Raw genomic sequence first — 16,599 nt, forward strand, 5'->3', positions numbered from 1 at the left:
TGTTTCAGTCAACCCAGTGGCGTCTGATTCCTTCAACCGCTGCTGCAGTGCGGTCTTTCACGTTCAGCTTGCGCATGATCGATTGCACGTGCCCCCTTGCGGTGGTTTCAGCGATGCAAAGCTCCTCAGCGATTTCCTTGTTGGTCATGCCGTCGCAGAGCAAGGTCAGCACCATGCGTTCTCGATCTGAAAGGGCTTGCGCGTCGCGTGGATCTCTATGACAAATGGCATATGGGATGAATGGATCAACAAAACGCTCACCTGCCTGGATCGACTTCATTGCGTTGGCAATCGATGTCAGATCAAGACTCCGTTGTGTGAGAACCACATCCGTGGGACTGGCGAGAGCCTCCCGCATCAGGGTGGGATCCGCTCCCATGAGCGTGAACACCGTGGCGATCGGAGACTCCGATACCGAACGCCGTTTGAGGTCGACAACCAGATCCAGCCCCCGGCCTTCCTCAAGCTGCTCGCTGACGAAGGCCAGCACGGGTTCGCTGATTCCATCCAGACAGGACAGAGCCTCTTCACGGGTCGAAGCGATTCCGATCAGAGGACATGGTTGGTCCGTGCTTTGCAGAGCGAAGAAACTGGCCAAGGCCAGGGCATAGGGACGATTCGCTGTAGCAACAAGAATCCGATGACTGCCGGAGAGGTCTCTCAGATGCTCGCTCAGGAGCCGGAATGACTCATTAATGGTGATCAGCACTGATCAGCTCCACTGTTTTCGCCTTCTCTGAATGGGACATGAACCGGGCGACAGGAGTCATGCCACCGGCATCAGTCAAAACGACAGAGGGATGCCCTTCGGCTGATCCTGATCGGGAAGGTTTCCCAATTCTCGAACTGGCCGCTTGCGCAGACCGTGCCTAGTGGTGTGTTGAATCCGATCCGACGGTGTCATCACAATGCGCCTGATCCACAAGGCAGCAACCGGTCTGCTCGCTCTCTCCACAATCGCCCTTGTGGGGTGCCAGAACGAAACGACTGAAGCGAATAACTCCACCAAGAGTTCATCAGAAGCGAATGTCTATGACAGTGGCAAGTTGAGGGCGGTGGTCATTGGTGATGCCTTGCCGATGGTCAAGAAGGAGGGAGACAACTACGACGGCCTTTCCTTTGTTGTTCTCGAAGCAATCCGGGATCAGATCAATGTGTCGCCGAAGAAGAAAGACAAGGAGGTGAGCATCGAGCCCGTCGCGGCAGGTTCCGCCCGCGAAGGTCTGGACATGATCCGATCAGGAGCTGCTGACATCGCCTGCGGCGTGGCCTTCACCTGGGAGAGACAGCGCTCTCTGACCTACACACTGCCCTTCTCTGTTGGTGGAGTCAGGCTGCTGGCCCCGGACGGCATAGATGGCACTCCGGACAGCCTGAGCGGAAAAACAGTCGGAGTTGTGAAAGACAGCATGGCGGCCACCGTTCTGGCGGAATCGGTTGATGACGCCAAATTCCAGTTTTTTGACACGCCTGATCAAGCTCTGGCGGCTCTCAAGGACGGCAACATTGAAATTCTTGGCGGCGACAGTCTCTGGTTGAGAGCCAACCAGGCTGAGACCGCACCTGAGGCAGCACTTGTTCCTGACAGGCCCTATGCCCGTTCCGGAGTGGGTTGCGTGGTGGCTGACACCACTCCCCATCTGCTCAACATCAGCAATCTGGGCATTGGTCGCCTGCTTTCCGGATATATCAACGACGACGACGGAGTCCGCTCGGCCATCAACACCTGGATCGGCACCGACAGCACCGTGGGACTCAAGGACGAGCAGATCAACCGCTTCTTCACGATCGTGCTCTCCACTGCCGCTGAATTCAATCCGCAGTCCTGATATTGAGCCGTAATTGATCCACTTTTTCTGTCAACCATGAACAAGACAAGCCTTCTCACCTTCGCCGCCGTTCTGGCAACAAGTGCGGTGCTCTGTGAATCGTCCAGAGCCGCCGTACACAACGAACCCGATCTGGGCAACTCCCTTGAACAGCGGATCGAGCGGATGAGCCCCGAAGCCTGGGCCGTCATGCAACGCAATGGCGTTCTGACTGACGAGCAGATCGCTCGCGCCTGGGGCAACGGCGGCGGCCGGGCCTGGGGCAACGGCGGCGGCCGGGCCTGGGGCAATGGCGGCGCTCGCAGGGGCTTCGCAAATGGTGGCCGTGGCGGCTTCGCCAACGCCTACCGCGGTGGATTCGTCAACTGGTGAAGCATTCCGACTACGGCCCGATCGGTCTGCTGGTGATCCAGTCGACGTCGCTCTGCAACCTCGACTGCAGCTACTGCTACCTCCCCGATCGCCAGCGGCGCAATGTGTTCAACCTCCAGCAGCAGTTACCTCTGCTGCTGGAGAGGGTTTATGAAAGCCCATTCTGGGGGCCCCATCTCTCGATTCTCTGGCACGCCGGTGAACCGCTGACCCTGCCCACCAGCTTCTATGACCAGGCCAGCGCGATTATCCAGCGCCAGACAGCCGGTCTGCAGGAGCAGGGGGTGGTGATCGAACAACATCTGCAAACCAACGCAACGCTGATCAACGAAGACTGGTGTGACTGCTTTGTGCGCAACCGGATTGTGGTTGGAGTGAGTGTCGACGGGCCTGAGGACATTCACGACAGCCACCGCCGCTTCAGAAACGGCAAGGGCTCTTACGCCCAGACCATGCGCGGTATCCGCACCCTGCGTGAGCGCGGAATCGACTTCCATGCGATTGCTGTTCTGACCGCCGATGCTCTCGAGCAACCGGAGCGGATGTACGCCTTCTTCCGTGATGAAGGGATTCATCAGCTCGGTTTCAATGTGGAGGAGCAGGAGGGAGTCCACACCAGCTCGTCCATGCAGGGCCTGTTGAAGGAAAAGCTGTATCGCGACTTCCTTTCACGCTTCTGGGCCTGCAATGAAAAGGATGGTTTCCCCATCCAGGTTCGTGAGTTCGATCAGGTGATGGGCATGATCGCCGGGGGACAACGCCTGCTGCAAAACGAGATGAATCGGCCCTACGCGATTCTCAGCGTGGATGCCAAAGGCAACTTCTCAACCTTCGATCCGGAACTGCTGTCGGTCGAAACCGAACGCTATGGCCTGTTCAATCTGGGCAACATCCGCGATGTGTCTCTGATGGAAGCCACCAGGACGGAACCGTTTCAGAAACTGCTTCGTGACATGTCTTCCGGAATGAAGCGATGCAAACAGGAATGCGAGTACTACGGGTTCTGCGGTGGTGGAACCGGCAGCAACAAATACTGGGAGCACGGCAGTCTGGACGCCACAGAGACCTGTGCATGTCGTTTTTCCAGTCAGATCCCCGTGGATGTGCTGCTGGAGAAGCTCGAAACTGCAGCCGGGCCCTGAACAGGGCAGGAGATCAACAGGTGACCGAACTCCGTTCGGAGATTTGGGGGGGGGGGCGACAATCCTTTAAATTGGCTTCATGGCCTGGTGAGATCCTCTCTCCGGGAGGGTGATCAACGCATCCACCATCGGGCCTGAGCCCGAGACCACCCTTCCCGCGCCCTTGCCCCATCCACTTCTTCCGGATCTCACGTCTTTGGCCAAGGCCACGGCTGAAAGCCATGGATTTTCACTGGTCAATGCCCAGGTGCTGACGCATCTGCAGCCGATGACCCTTCAGCTGCAGATCCGACGCAGCAATGGAGATGACGTTTCACTGGATGACTGCGCGGGTTTCAGCGCGCCGATGGGAGATGCCATCGAAGCCTCTGCCTTGCTCGCGGAGGCTTATGTTCTGGAGATCAGCAGTCCCGGGATTGGGGACAGACTCCAGTCGGACAGGGATTTTCAAACCTTCCGGAGCTATCCAGTTGATGTCGTCCATCAGGACGACGAAGGCCGGGAACAGCGTTTGTCAGGAACCCTGCTGGAACGCACCGAACACCACGTGCAAATCAACATGCGCGGCCGAGTCAAACGGATCCCGAGGGATTCAGTGATCAGCGTTGAACTCACAAGCCCCACAGGCTGAACAGATCACAACCGCTCCCGACTTTCCTCTCTTTCACTCCTCCTCGTCTCCGCCATGGCACTCGTTCTTCTTCCCGGCCTCAGCAACCTGATTGATGACATCAGTGAGGAGAAGAAGCTTCCTCCTCAGGTGGTTGAAGCCGCTTTGCGGGAGGCACTGCTCAAGGGCTATGAGCGCTACCGCCGCACCCTGTACCTGGGAATCGGGGAAGACCCGTTTGACGAGGAGTACTTCAGCAACTTCGATGTCGCGCTCGATCTGGAGGAAGAGGGTTACAGGGTCCTCGCCAGCAAGATCATCGTGGAGGAGGTTGAGAGCGAAGACCACCAGATCGCACTGGCTGAGGTGATGCAGGTGGCCGAAGACGCCCAGGCTGGCGACACGGTTGTGCTGGATGTCACCCCGGAGAAAGAGGATTTCGGCCGCATGGCAGCGGCCACAACCAAGCAGGTGTTGGCTCAGAAGCTGCGTGATCAGCAGCGGCGGATGATTCAGGAGGAATTCGCCGACCTTGAGGATCCAGTCCTGACGGCGCGAGTGATCCGCTTCGAACGCCAGTCCGTGATCATGGCTGTGAGTTCAGGCCTGGGCCGCCCTGAAGTGGAAGCGGAGCTTCCTCGTCGTGATCAGCTGCCCAATGACAACTACCGCGCTAACGCCACCTTCAAAGTCTTTCTTAAAGAAGTCAGCGAGGTCCCAAGGCGAGGTCCCCAGCTCTTCGTGAGCCGAGCCAATGCCGGTCTTGTGGTGTATCTGTTTGAAAACGAAGTGCCGGAAATCCAGGAAGGATCCGTGCGCATTGTTGCCGTTGCAAGGGAGGCCAACCCCCCTTCTCGATCTGTCGGTCCCCGCACCAAAGTTGCCGTGGACAGCATCGAGCGTGAGGTGGACCCCGTCGGGGCCTGCATCGGCGCCCGCGGCTCAAGGATTCAGCAGGTGGTGAATGAACTGCGAGGAGAGAAAATCGATGTCATCCGCTGGTCGCAGGATCCTGGCCAGTACATCGCCAACTCGCTCAGCCCTGCAAGGGTCGATGTGGTTCGGCTCGTCGACCCCGTCGGCCAACATGCCCATGTGCTGGTGCCTCCGGATCAGTTGAGCCTGGCGATTGGTCGCGAAGGTCAGAACGTGCGACTGGCAGCACGCCTGACCGGCTGGAAGATCGACATCAAGAACGCAAGTGAATACGACCAGGCTGCCGAGGATGCCGTTGTGTCGGAACTGATCGCCCAACGGGAGCAGGAGGAGGCCCTGCAGCGTGAAGCCGACGAACGTCTTGCCGCTGAGCAGGCCGCAAGAGCGGAAGAGGATGCACGCCTGCGTGAGCTGTATCCCCTGCCGGAAGACGATGAGGAGTACGGCGAAGCATCGGAAGAGACAATGACAGAGGCTGATGCCTACGAGGAATCAGCTGAACCGGCGTCAGAGGAAGCCGCCACTGACCAGGACGGCGAGACCGCAGAGGTGGTCAATGACCCCAACGAGGAAGGAGCCCGGTGAACGCCTCACGCCCTGTCCTGCGTCGCTGTGTCGCCTGCCGAGAGCTGTTTGACCGCAGCATTCTCTGGCGGGTCATCCGCGACCATCGGGACGGGGTTCTCCTCGATCAGGGCACGGGGCGTTCCGCCTATCTCTGTCGAAGGGAGAGCTGTCTTGAGGAGGCACAGCGCCGGAAACGCCTGCACAAAGCCCTGCGATGCCAGGTGCCCGACAGTGCGATTGAGGAGCTGAGAAGGCGACTGAAACCAAACAAGGAATCAGCCGCTGAGGCAAGATGAACACTGGCCCCACCTTGTGTGGTGCCCCGAGCACCCAGTGCCCGGACCGACCGGAGACTTGAATGACCAGCAGCGGCAAAGTCAGAATTTATGAGCTGTCCAAGGACCTAGGCCTGGACAACAAAGACGTGCTGGATGCCGCTGAGAAGCTGTCCATTGCGGCCAAAAGCCACAGCAGCTCGATCAGCGAAGCCGAAGCAGGCAAGATCCGCACGATGCTGAAAAGCGGTGGTGGTGCGTCCAGCCCGGCTGCAGCTCCCTCGAAACCCGCACCTGGGAAATCAATCCTGTCGGTCAAAAAGGCCGTCAGCCCAGATTCCCCTGCACCGGTTAAGCCAGCTCAACCAAAACCGGCTGCTGCACCGGCAGCCCCTACCCGCGCTGTCACATCCCCCCAGCGACCGCCTGCACGGCCCTCCGCACCCGCAAAACCTTCTGCACCTCAGGCAGCTGCCCCTCCGAAGGCAACACCACAGAAACCGGTGGCTCCGCCACAGACACTGATTCGCAGGGAAACCGCTCAGAAGCAACCTCCTCAGAAACCGGTTGAACGCCAGTCCCAGCCACCGCAGCAGCCCGCCCCGCGACCCACTGCTTCACCAGCTCCAGCTCGCAGCGCCAGCCGACCTGCACCGCCGCCGGCGAGACCCAGTGCGCCGTCGCCCGCTACAGCAGCCAAACCCCGCAATACGGCTCCAATCCGTCGAGCACCGAACGAGGGGGGAGCACGCCCAACTCCCCCACCGCCAGGACGGCCCCAGCCCAAATCACCGGTGAACCGAACGGTGCCTTCCCCGCAGAGACCGGCCAAGCCGGAACTGGTGGGTCGCCCCCAACCGAAGAGGCCTGGAACCGGGGCTCCCTCCAGACCGGGGACTCCTCGTCCTGGAGCCGCCGGGGGACAGCGAACCGGATCGCCACAGCGTCCAACCGGTGTACAACGTCCAGGCGCACCCACCCGTCCGGGTTCACCGTCCGGCCGGCCCGGTGCAGGTCGCTCAGGCAGCCCTCTTGAATTGGTCGGCAAGCCGATCCGACGCGACGGCAGCGGCAACCGCGGCGAAGGAGGACGGGCGGGAACCGGTCCTCGCAGCGGCGCTCCTGGCTCCAGTCGACCGGCAATGCCGCCTGGCATGCGCAAACCGGTGGCACCCGGTGAGCTCATGCAACTGCAGAAGCCCACAGGGCGTCCGGCCGTCCCTCCTCCACGCCGTCCCGACGGGACCCCTGTTACACCCCGTGGTGATGGCCCCAAGGCAACACCACCGGTCAATCGACCCACTCCCTCTCCAGCAACGGCGCCACGCCGTCCGGGCTTCCGACCTGGAGCAGGTCCAGGAGGTCAGAGGCGTCCTGGCAGGCCTGACTGGGATGACAGCGCGAAACTCGAGGCACTGCGCAATCGCTCTCCTCAGAAGCAACGCCAGAAGGTTCACATCATCGGCGAAAACGATGATTCGCTGGCAGCTCAGACCGGTGGTTTTGCCGGTGAGCAGGAAAACATGGTGCTGTCGGCGAGCCTTGCTCGTCCCGCCAAACCCAAATCCCAGCAGAGAACCACACCCAAGCCTGTGGCGGCCATGCGCAAGCGGCGCAAGGAAACCGCTCGCCAGCGTCAGCGGCGCAGGGCCATGGAATTGCGTGCTGCACGCGAAGCCAAGCAGGTGCGGCCGGAGATGATTGTTGTGCCGGAGGACAACCTCACGGTGCAGGAGCTCGCCGACATGCTCAGCGTGGAGAGCTCAGAAATCATCAAATCCCTCTTCTTCAAGGGGATCATCGCCACGGTCACCCAGACCCTGGATATGCCCACGATCGAAACGGTGGCCGAGGAATTCGGTGTGCCGGTCCTTCAGGACGACGTTGAGGAGGCAGCCAAGAAGACCGTCGAGATGATCGAGGAAGCGGATCGGGAACACCTGATCCGACGTCCACCTGTCGTAACCGTGATGGGCCACGTCGATCACGGCAAAACCAGTCTTCTCGATGCGATCCGCAAAGCAAGAGTGGCCGCCGGAGAAGCCGGTGGAATCACCCAGCACATCGGTGCCTATCAGGTCGAGATCGAGCACAACAACGCGGCGCGCAAGCTCACCTTCCTCGACACTCCTGGTCACGAAGCGTTCACGGCCATGCGTGCACGCGGCACCAAGGTCACTGACGTGGCTGTGCTCGTGGTGGCGGCCGACGACGGTGTGCGCCCTCAGACCCTGGAGGCCATCAGCCACGCCCGCGCTGCGGAAGTGCCGATCGTTGTGGCCATCAACAAGATCGACAAGGAAGGCGCTTCTCCTGACCGCGTCAAACAGGAACTGTCCGAACAGAACCTGCTGGCGGAGGAATGGGGCGGTGATGTGGTGATGGTGCCGGTAAGCGCCATCAAGGGCGAGAACATCGACAAACTGCTGGAAATGCTGCTGCTGGTCACCGAAGTGGAGGACCTGCAGGCCAACCCCGATCGCATGGCCCGAGGCACGGTGATCGAAGCGCACCTCGACAAGGCCAAGGGCCCTGTCGCCACACTCCTGGTTCAGAACGGCACCTTGCGGACAGGTGATGTGGTGGCAGCTGGACCTGTGCTGGGGAAAGTGCGTGCGATGGTCGACGATGCAGGAATGCGCCTGAAGGACGCCGGTCCATCCTTCGCGGTTGAAGCTCTCGGATTCAGCGAAGTTCCCACTGCGGGCGATGAGTTTGAGGTCTACGCCGATGAGAAATCCGCACGAGCCGTTGTTGGCGACCGCGCCTCGGACGCTCGAGCGACGCGCCTTGCTCAGCAGATGGCGTCGCGCAGGGTCTCACTGACCGCAATGTCAGGTCAGGCCAACGAGGGAGAGCTCAAGGAGCTCAACCTCATCCTGAAGGCCGACGTGCAGGGTTCTGTCGAAGCCATTCTGGGTTCTCTGGAGCAGCTGCCCAAGGACGAGGTCCAGGTGAGGGTTCTGTTGTCTGCGCCTGGAGAAGTCACCGAAACCGACGTGGATCTCGCGGCTGCATCCGGAGCTGTGATCATCGGCTTCAACACCTCGATGGCCTCTGGCGCCAGAAAGGCTGCTGATGCCAACAGCGTGGACGTGCGTGATTACGACGTGATCTACAAGCTGCTGGAGGACATCCAGCTGGCGATGGAAGGACTGCTTGAACCGGAGCTTGTCGAGGAAGCCCTGGGTGAAGCAGAGGTTCGCGCCGTGTTCACCATCGGCAAGAGCGCTGTGGCCGGCTGTTATGTCACCACAGGCAAAATTCAGCGCAACTGCAAGGTTCGGGTCCACCGCGGCAAGGAGATCGTCTACGCCGGCGACCTCGACTCCCTGCGTCGCAACAAAGACGACGTCAAGGAAGTGGCCACAGGTTTCGAATGTGGTGTTGGCACCGATCGCTTTGCCAACTGGCAAGAAGGTGATCGCATCGAAGCCTTCAAAATGGTCACACAGCGTCGCAAGCTCACCACCTGATGATCAGCCGCCGAGAGCCACTGCTCTGGCTTCAGTTAATGGCCATTGGTGTCATTCCACTGGAGCTGGAGCTCATGAGGCTCGTTTTGGCAGGACCCGCATACGGACCGGCACCAGCTCTCGAGCGTCTGCTGATCTGGGGTCTCGCGGTTGTCGCGCCGGGGGTGCTGCTGTGGCGTCGTCCGCCCGACTGGGCCTCGCTGCTGCTTGTGCGCATTGCCCCTGCCAGGCGCAATGTTGATCAACGCCGCATCAGCGCCATCCAGCAACCGCTGAGTTTGAAAGCGGCTCTGATCATCGGGATTGCGCTGCTCCTTCCCTTGTTCTGGAGCATTGATCATTCAGCTCTGCTGGTGGCTGAGTTTTCGCCCACGCAGAACAGCAGCCGACTCACAGCGTTGCTGATCGCTGCTCCTTTACTGGCTCTGATGCTCTGGCAGTGGCAACAGATTGTTCAGTCCATCTGGCTGTTGTCACGGAGTGATGAGACATTTGCAGACCTCACTCCGATCAATGCGACCGACCTGCAGACCAACCGCCTGTCCCTCGGTGTGGGACTGCTGCAACTGCCGCCCCTGCAATGGGAGGCAGGCGATGACAACCCTCAAAAACCGAAGACCAACCCCTCGGGAGACGACCTAGCTCAGATCAGCCGATCCGCTGCTGAGCCAGCGCCCGATTCCAAACCGGGCACTGCAGTGCCCGAAATAACTGCGAATGCCCAGAACGACGAGCCTGAACCAGTTCTAGAAAACGTAGAAATCCCTTCGACAGACAACGAAGACCCTGATCAGACACGGGCATCTGCAGACCGCGAAGCAGCACAACCTGAGCAGTCCCTGGATGAGCTCCAGAACCCTGAACACAAGCTGCTGTTCAGTGAGGAAACGGCTGTCATCGGCAATGACGCCGAAAATGATGCCAAAACAGGTCAGGCATCAGCTCGGGATAACGAACTCGACTCCCAACCCGAACCGAAAGAATCAGCCGCTGCCGTGAAACCGGCTCAGGAGATTTTGAGGCAAACCGATTTGAGCCCGGTCTTGGTTGACAGTGATGACGATGACGCAGCCTCAGTCACCGCCACGGTCGCGATCAAACCACAGCAATCCCCCGAAGAGCACCACGGCCCCGACCTGGATGGCCAGGTCAGTGCCGACAGCGCTGCTGCCGGCACTGATGCTGAAGCTCATCACGAAGAGTCCGAGGCCACCGGAAGCGAACAAGGCGGTCCAGAGCAACCTTCGCAGCCCCCGCCAGGGGGTGCGTGATTCACGCAGCAGCCGTTCCCGCATAGCCGGATCCAATCCCTGATCTCCCTCGGGTTCAGCGCTCAAAAGCTGTTTGCGTGAACCTGAATGTTAATTTCCTAGGGTCGCCGATGTAGCTCAGCCGGTAGAGCAACGCTTTCGTAAAGCGTGGGTCGCCTGTTCAAGTCAGGTCATCGGCTTCGATGTTGAACCCTGTTTCAGCGGCCGTTTTTGCTGGAGCGGGGTTTTCGATGTCCAAGCAAGACACATACCAACACTGGTTTGACTCTGCCCTGCCTGCGGCTCCGACCTCGATGCATCCGTTCTGGTGAAAAGTGCATGGGGATGAGGCACTGACCAGCAAGTTGTCTCGCATTCCCAGCCAACCACGTGCAGCAAGCTTCCTCTGCCGGAATCCCATCAAAAGGTTGAAGCCTTCTGAATATTCTTTCCACTAAGAATTTAGATCTGTAAAGAGACGCCAGGAAACAACCGATTTGTGAAGCTTTTTTCATGAAGCTGTGCAACAGGTGGCGGCTCAAGCAGCGAAATGGCAACCATTCGAAATGCCAGGTCTTCAGGTTTCCTTTAGATTTGCCTCAACGTTTTTCGGGCTTTCCCCCCTCAAATCATGGCCAGGAGTCCAAAAGAATTGGCGTTTCTTGGCGGCACGTTCCTGTTTGGTCTTGGGGCACTGGAAGTGTGCCTTCGATTTGGGGGCTTTTGAGCGATTGAGATCCTGGCACCCGTTCAGCAAGCGGGAGCAACACCACGCGTGAAACAAGTTGGCCCAGCAAAAAGCCCCGCTTCCGCGGGGCAATGTCTGCAAGAACCCAGACCTGAGCTCAGATTGCGCTATCCACCAGCTTGGTGGGTGACAGGTGAGCCGACGTGAAATCGCTGCCTTCAGACGAAGCAGCAAAAGAGTGCTGCGCGTCATGCAGCCGACGAGCTTTGAGCTCCTTTTCTTTGATCATTGCGAGGGTGTTCATGAGAACCTCCTACAGCGTCCCAAACCCCGTTGCCTGTTTGAGATCGGACTGCGCCCCTGTCGGGACCAACGTGTGTTCAACATAATCGAATGATGTTGAGCTGGTGATGTGGATACCGAACCAGCTTTGGCAGGAAGACCGCAACAACGACCGAGAGTCCCGTCACGTTCCTCAGCTCACAGTCTCGACTCCATGCCTGGTGACGTCTCTGAAGAGAGGCTTCATGGTCGTTCGTGACCTGATGACCAGGGAAAGACCTGGGAGGCTGACCACTCAATCCGACGCATCCGCATACGCAGGAAACCTTGAGAGGCCGATGATGGCCTTCTCAAACGTTTTCCCGTTAGGGTCTTGCTCAACAGGAACGATCAGATGGGCGATTACACGGTTGCGATTTGGGCCACCATTGGCCTTGTGGTGGTTTTCACCGTGCCGGTCGTCTGGCAGTTCATGCAACCGAATGATGACGATTTCGGCGACCTGACCAAAAGGCCTAAATAAGAGCTTTTCGCGACTCCGAAGTAAGCAAAACTCGCCAGACCAAACCAGAGACATCGAGAATCAGTTCATCTCTGCCTGAATCACAGCTTAGTCAGGTTGGACCACGTGATTGGAGAAGCCAAACGATCGAATACTGGATGTGATCAACCACTTATTCAGGCAAAGAATTTGACAAAAATTTAGTGCTCACTCAATCTGCAATAGCAATCATGAATGCACGCAAGAACAACCAGGCTTAATCACAAGTTCGAATCAAACTATAACTTTATTTGCTTGAAGTTGATTTTATGGTTGAATAAATGCGCCGAATTTTAAAAATAATTTTGATCTGATTACAATGAATCCGGGAAATAATAGAATTGGATTACGCATCAAACCGAAGCTTTTTGCTTTTCGAATGGCTGTGCTTCGAAGATAACTGCAGAAGACTCGATGCTTTCTCCTGTTCTTCAACTTTTGCCAGTCGTGTTACGAGATCCCAAGTGTCCTGGGCAGACATCTCACCATCCGCTTCCCACTCCAAAGAAGACAGATCGGAAGGAGGCATTGTGCAAAAGAGGGCATTCCAAAATAATGGAAAGGTTGCCGGTTTCCGACATTGCAACAGCAATCAAACCTTTAATGATTTGGAAGTTGGTACCGGAGCATACGATTGCCTTGACGGTCTCTCAGATTATTTCCATCGAACACTGACAGGAAGCTCCTGCGCCAGCAATGCATAACGCACAATCAGACGATCTCCTCAGAAAACGCACAGTCCTCTGAGAATTAATTGCATGCACAGCTATCGATTTGGATTCACAAAACAACATCAGAAGCTCTTGAACAGTGAAGAACGACAGGTGGGGCCCGTGATCAGGGAGCTTTGCGTCGACAGCACCTGATCGAACGTACATAAACAATCAGACTGCTCGGACCATTGGGGAGTTCATGACATCAGGCAGCGTCTCAAGCCGCAAAATTGAACAGCTCCATCGCAGTCACATGCGCGATGCCGCCTTGGATGAGGTGTTCATCGTGCTCAGCATTGGAGCAAGTCTGATCTCCACGTTGGGGTTGCTTGCCGACAGCCCTGCAGTGGTGATCGGAGCCATGGTGGTGGCGCCGTGGATCATGCCTCTACGGGCGGCGACTTTCGCAATCCTGCTTGGAGAAGTGCGTCTGCTGGGCCGGTCACTGCGCACACTGCTGATGGGAGTTTCGATCAGCACGCTGCTCTCCTTCATCCTCGGATGGCTCGCAGGCCTGCCTCAGCTGGGATCAGAGGTTCTCACCAGAACGATGCCAAACCTGCTGGACCTCGGCATCGCACTTGTGGCTGGTGGGTTGGCGACCTACGCAAAGCTACGTAGCGATGCCGTGAGTTCACTGGCGGGAACGGCAATCGCCGTTGCCCTGGTGCCACCTGTCTGCGTCATGGGACTGCTGCTGTCACATCAGCGCTGGAGTGATGCTTACGGAGCAGGATTGCTGTTCACGACAAATCTGCTCGGGATCCTCACAGGAGGTCTTGTTCTGATGGCCTGGAAGGATTCCGAATTCCGCCACGTGCTGCGCCGAAGTCGTCTCAGCGTGGCCAGCTTCACCCTGACAGGCATGCTGCTGATTCCACTTGGTGGCAGCTTCATCGGATTACTGAGACAAGGAGAAGTTGAAGAGACTGTTCGCAAGATTCTTGTGAAAGAAACTCTCACTTTCAGCGACCCTGAATTAGTTGATATTCAACAGATTAATATTGACTGGGATAAAGAGCAAATACGCATCATTGTTCGTGTAACTGATCCTGATCTTCCGAGCTTCAAACAGGTCACCTTGGTTCAGGAGGAGATCAACAAACGCCTTAAAAGCAATTTTCAACTTGTAGCCCAACGCACTGCAGTGGATGTGGTTGGACCTGTCAAAGTTGATCCTTCAGAGCAGCAGCCTGCAAATTCTGAGATCAACCAAGCCCCACAAAGTGACCAGGATGAGCTTCGTGAACCTGATGACGTTCCGCTTGCTCAGGAAGCCAGCAATGCGCCTGGCGAGCCTTAACACTTTGATCAATAAAGCAATCTCCCGCGTCTTCTCAATGACATTCAGAGATCAACAGTCAGACAATCGTGCTGAATCTGGTGCCATCCCTCCATTGATGCAGGCCATGCATGGATACCGGCCATAAACTCAGCAGATGATTCAGACCGGGCGTCGAGAATTTCTGCGGCTGATCGCTGGCGCTGGACTTTCAGGTGTCGTTCTGGACGGGCTGCTTCGCAGGATTGGCTCAACAAAGTTGAGACCCTCCCCAGATCAGCCGATTAAAGGGTTGAAACTGGGCTTAATCAGCGATCTGAACGGCTCTTACGGAAGCACCTTTTACGGTGATGCTGTGCAGCTTGGCATGGGGTTGCTGCTGCAGGCAAAACCTGACCTGGTGCTTTGTGCCGGAGACATGGTGGCTGGCCAGAAAACATCCTTGCCCACATCACAGCTGCAGGCGATGTGGGCCGGTTTTGATCAATCGGTGAGAGCACCCCTTGAGCAGGCAGGCATCCCCTTGCTTCCCGCCATTGGCAATCACGATGGGTCGAGTCAACAACAGCAGGGACACTGGGTCTTCGGGCGTGAGCGTCGGCAGGCAGAGCTGTTCTGGGGAAAGCATTGTGGGAATCTGCAATCAGGGTTCATTGAGAGCAAGCGATTTCCGTTTCACTACGCGTGGAGACGTCCTGGACTGTTTGTGATCGTGATCGATGCCTCTTCAGCAAACGTCGATTCTTCACAACGACGATGGATCGAAGCAGCACTGAACTCCGCCCATCGCCAGCCTGACGATCTATGCCTGGTGATGGGCCATCTGCCGCTCACTGCATTCAGTGATGGACGGGCGCGCACTGGAGAATGCATCGCCAACCCTCAGGGGCTCGCCGCTCTGATGCGAAACGGTGGGGTTGATCTGCTGATCTCGGGTCACCACCACGCCTGGTACCCGTCTGAATCAATGGGTTTACGGCTGCTGAGCCTGGGGGCCATGGGCAGCGGACCACGCCGGATCATCGGCAGCAGCTTGCCTTCACCACCATCTCTGACGCTTCTTGAGTGGACACGACCCGCGACACTGATTCGCGAAACGACCATTGATCTCAACACCATGAAGCCCATGGCGAGTGATGGCCTGCCTGCCCAGGTGAGCGTTTCTGGTTTTCCAGTAGCCCGCCGCCGAAGCCTGCAATGGGAACGCGGATCACCGGTTGTGAATCGATAATTCAACAATTGATTGATCAAACAGCTGGCTGATCGAACAGCTCGTCAATCAACCAGCCAGCCATCAAAAAGCCCCCTCGTGAGAGGGGGCTTTCCGATTCAGCTAAAGCTGAATCTCTTGGAGACTTCAGCCTCAGCCGATGGCGGGAGCTTGCAGAGCCACAGGAGTGGACTCAGCAGCAGCCAGGTCGAGGGGGAAGTTGTGAGCGTTGCGCTCGTGCATGACTTCCATGCCGAGGTTGGCGCGGTTCAGCACATCAGCCCAGGTGTTCAGGACGCGGCCCTGACCATCAAGGATGGACTGGTTGAAGTTGAAACCGTTCAGGTTGAAGGCCATGGTTGACACGCCCAGGGCGGTGAACCAGATGCCGACAACGGGCCAGGCAGCCAGGAAGAAGTGCAGGCTGCGGCTGTTGTTGAACGATGCGTATTGGAAGATCAGGCGACCGAAGTAACCGTGGGCAGCCACGATGTTGTAGGTCTCTTCCTCTTGGCCGAACTTGTAGCCGTAGTTCTGGGACTCGCTCTCGGTGGTCTCGCGGACCAGGGAGGAGGTCACCAGTGAACCGTGCATGGCGGAGAACAGTGAACCACCGAAGACACCAGCCACACCAAGCATGTGGAAGGGGTGCATCAGGATGTTGTGCTCGGCCTGGAACACCAGCATGAAGTTGAAGGTGCCGGAGATGCCCAGGGGCATGCCGTCAGAGAAGGAACCCTGACCGAAGGGGTACACCAGGAACACGGCGGAGGCAGCAGCCACAGGTGCGCTGTAAGCAACGCAGATCCAGGGGCGCATGCCGAGGCGGTAGGAGAGTTCCCACTCGCGACCCATGTAGCAGAAGATGCCGATCAGGAAGTGGAAGACAACCAGCTGGTAAGGACCGCCGTTGTACAGCCACTCGTCGAGAGAGGCAGCTTCCCAGATGGGATAGAAGTGAAGGCCGATGGCGTTCGAGGAGGGCACAACAGCACCGGAGATGATGTTGTTGCCGTAGATCAGTGAACCGGCGACGGGCTCACGGATGCCGTCGATGTCGACGGGGGGTGCTGCGATGAACGCAACGATGAAGCAGGTGGTGGCAGCCAGCAGGGTGGGGATCATCAGCACACCGAACCAGCCCACATACAGGCGGTTGTTGGTGGAGGTGACCCACTCGCAGAAGGACTGCCAGCCATTGGCGCCGGAGCGCTGCTGAATGGTGGTGGTCATGAGAACGGGAAAGAATGTCTCCGAAGAGACGGTTACGGAAGGGCAGGAAGCCCTGCCAAGGACGATTGTAAAGCAACATTGCGCAAGATGTCGCCTGCTTTATGAAGCCGACATGAAGAACCATTGAGACCTCGCTCAGGCGCAGGCAGAACAGAAGACCGCGGCCTAAAGGAACGCTTAAGATTCTCAGGTT

14 protein-coding genes, 1 tRNA gene and 1 pseudogene are annotated in these 16,599 nt (G+C 57.9%); 12 read left to right on the forward strand and 4 right to left on the reverse strand.

What is annotated here, in order from left to right:
- Window positions 1-4: 4 nt before the first annotated feature.
- Window positions 5-709, reverse strand: coding sequence for a response regulator transcription factor (locus tag SIB73_RS09905; protein WP_413405486.1), 705 nt, complete (start codon window positions 707-709; stop codon window positions 5-7).
- 199 nt (window positions 710-908) lie between these two features.
- Between SIB73_RS09905 and grrP the strand changes: the two genes are divergently transcribed.
- The 8 genes and pseudogenes from grrP to SIB73_RS09945 form a co-directional block, all read left to right on the forward strand.
- Window positions 909-1,829, forward strand: a complete 921-nt coding sequence (gene grrP, locus SIB73_RS09910; RefSeq protein WP_413405484.1) for an extracellular substrate binding-like orphan protein GrrP — start codon at window positions 909-911, stop codon at window positions 1,827-1,829.
- A gap of 36 nt (window positions 1,830-1,865) precedes the next feature.
- On the forward strand, window positions 1,866-2,201 hold the full coding sequence (gene grrA, locus SIB73_RS09915; RefSeq protein WP_413405482.1) for a GrrA/OscA1 family cyclophane-containing rSAM-modified RiPP: 336 nt from the start codon (window positions 1,866-1,868) through the stop codon (window positions 2,199-2,201).
- Window positions 2,198-3,343: a cyclophane-forming radical SAM/SPASM peptide maturase GrrM/OscB gene (gene grrM / locus SIB73_RS09920; protein WP_413405480.1), complete on the forward strand. Its 1,146-nt coding sequence runs from the start codon at window positions 2,198-2,200 to the stop codon at window positions 3,341-3,343. The genes grrA and grrM overlap by 4 nt, the downstream gene beginning before the upstream one ends.
- 163 nt (window positions 3,344-3,506) lie before the next feature.
- Window positions 3,507-3,974, forward strand: a complete 468-nt coding sequence (gene rimP / locus SIB73_RS09925) for a ribosome maturation factor RimP (RefSeq protein ID WP_413406287.1) — start codon at window positions 3,507-3,509, stop codon at window positions 3,972-3,974.
- Between the two features lie 54 nt (window positions 3,975-4,028).
- On the forward strand, window positions 4,029-5,474 hold the full coding sequence (nusA, locus tag SIB73_RS09930; protein ID WP_413405478.1) for a transcription termination factor NusA: 1,446 nt from the start codon (window positions 4,029-4,031) through the stop codon (window positions 5,472-5,474).
- Entirely contained in the window at window positions 5,471-5,752 is a 282-nt protein-coding gene (locus SIB73_RS09935; RefSeq protein ID WP_413405476.1) for a YlxR family protein, read from the forward strand. The genes nusA and SIB73_RS09935 overlap by 4 nt, the downstream gene beginning before the upstream one ends.
- A 62-nt stretch (window positions 5,753-5,814) precedes the next feature.
- Window positions 5,815-9,207 carry a translation initiation factor IF-2 gene (gene infB, locus SIB73_RS09940; RefSeq protein ID WP_413405474.1) on the forward strand — a complete coding sequence of 1,131 codons (3,393 nt, stop codon included), beginning with the start codon at window positions 5,815-5,817 and terminating at the stop codon, window positions 9,205-9,207.
- Window positions 9,207-9,770, forward strand: a pseudogene (locus tag SIB73_RS09945) (low-complexity tail membrane protein); the annotation flags it as partial. The gene infB and the pseudogene SIB73_RS09945, both read left to right, overlap by 1 nt.
- A 510-nt stretch (window positions 9,771-10,280) precedes the next feature.
- Here SIB73_RS09945 and SIB73_RS09950 read toward each other — a convergent pair.
- The gene (locus SIB73_RS09950) at window positions 10,281-10,502 is read right to left on the reverse strand and encodes a DUF3493 domain-containing protein (RefSeq protein WP_413406285.1); all 222 of its coding nucleotides are present in this window, start codon (window positions 10,500-10,502) and stop codon (window positions 10,281-10,283) included.
- Between the two features lie 82 nt (window positions 10,503-10,584).
- On the opposite strand from SIB73_RS09950, the gene SIB73_RS09955 reads away from it, so the two are divergent.
- A tRNA-Thr gene (locus SIB73_RS09955) sits at window positions 10,585-10,657 on the forward strand.
- Window positions 10,658-11,302: 645 nt separating this feature from the next.
- Here the strand turns inward: SIB73_RS09955 and SIB73_RS09960 are convergent.
- Window positions 11,303-11,449 (reverse strand): hypothetical protein, encoded by a 147-nt coding sequence (locus tag SIB73_RS09960; RefSeq protein WP_413405472.1) that lies wholly within the window; start codon window positions 11,447-11,449, stop codon window positions 11,303-11,305.
- Window positions 11,450-11,821: 372 nt separating this feature from the next.
- Here SIB73_RS09960 and SIB73_RS09965 point away from each other — a divergent pair, with 372 nt between their 5' ends.
- From SIB73_RS09965 to SIB73_RS09975, 3 genes are all read left to right on the forward strand, one after another.
- Window positions 11,822-11,950 carry a hypothetical protein gene (locus SIB73_RS09965; RefSeq protein ID WP_256359648.1) on the forward strand — a complete coding sequence of 43 codons (129 nt, stop codon included), beginning with the start codon at window positions 11,822-11,824 and terminating at the stop codon, window positions 11,948-11,950.
- A gap of 930 nt (window positions 11,951-12,880) precedes the next feature.
- Window positions 12,881-13,984, forward strand: a complete 1,104-nt coding sequence (locus tag SIB73_RS09970) for a DUF389 domain-containing protein (RefSeq protein WP_413405469.1) — start codon at window positions 12,881-12,883, stop codon at window positions 13,982-13,984.
- A gap of 136 nt (window positions 13,985-14,120) precedes the next feature.
- Window positions 14,121-15,194: a metallophosphoesterase family protein gene (locus SIB73_RS09975; protein WP_413405467.1), complete on the forward strand. Its 1,074-nt coding sequence runs from the start codon at window positions 14,121-14,123 to the stop codon at window positions 15,192-15,194.
- Between the two features lie 132 nt (window positions 15,195-15,326).
- Here the strand turns inward: SIB73_RS09975 and psbA are convergent, their stop codons facing one another.
- Window positions 15,327-16,406 carry a photosystem II q(b) protein gene (gene psbA / locus SIB73_RS09980; protein ID WP_007100687.1) on the reverse strand — a complete coding sequence of 360 codons (1,080 nt, stop codon included), beginning with the start codon at window positions 16,404-16,406 and terminating at the stop codon, window positions 15,327-15,329.
- Between the last annotated feature and the right edge of the window lie 193 nt (window positions 16,407-16,599).

This window comes from Synechococcus sp. MIT S9509 (assembly GCF_047303035.1).
Classification (GTDB): domain Bacteria; phylum Cyanobacteriota; class Cyanobacteriia; order PCC-6307; family Cyanobiaceae; genus Synechococcus_C.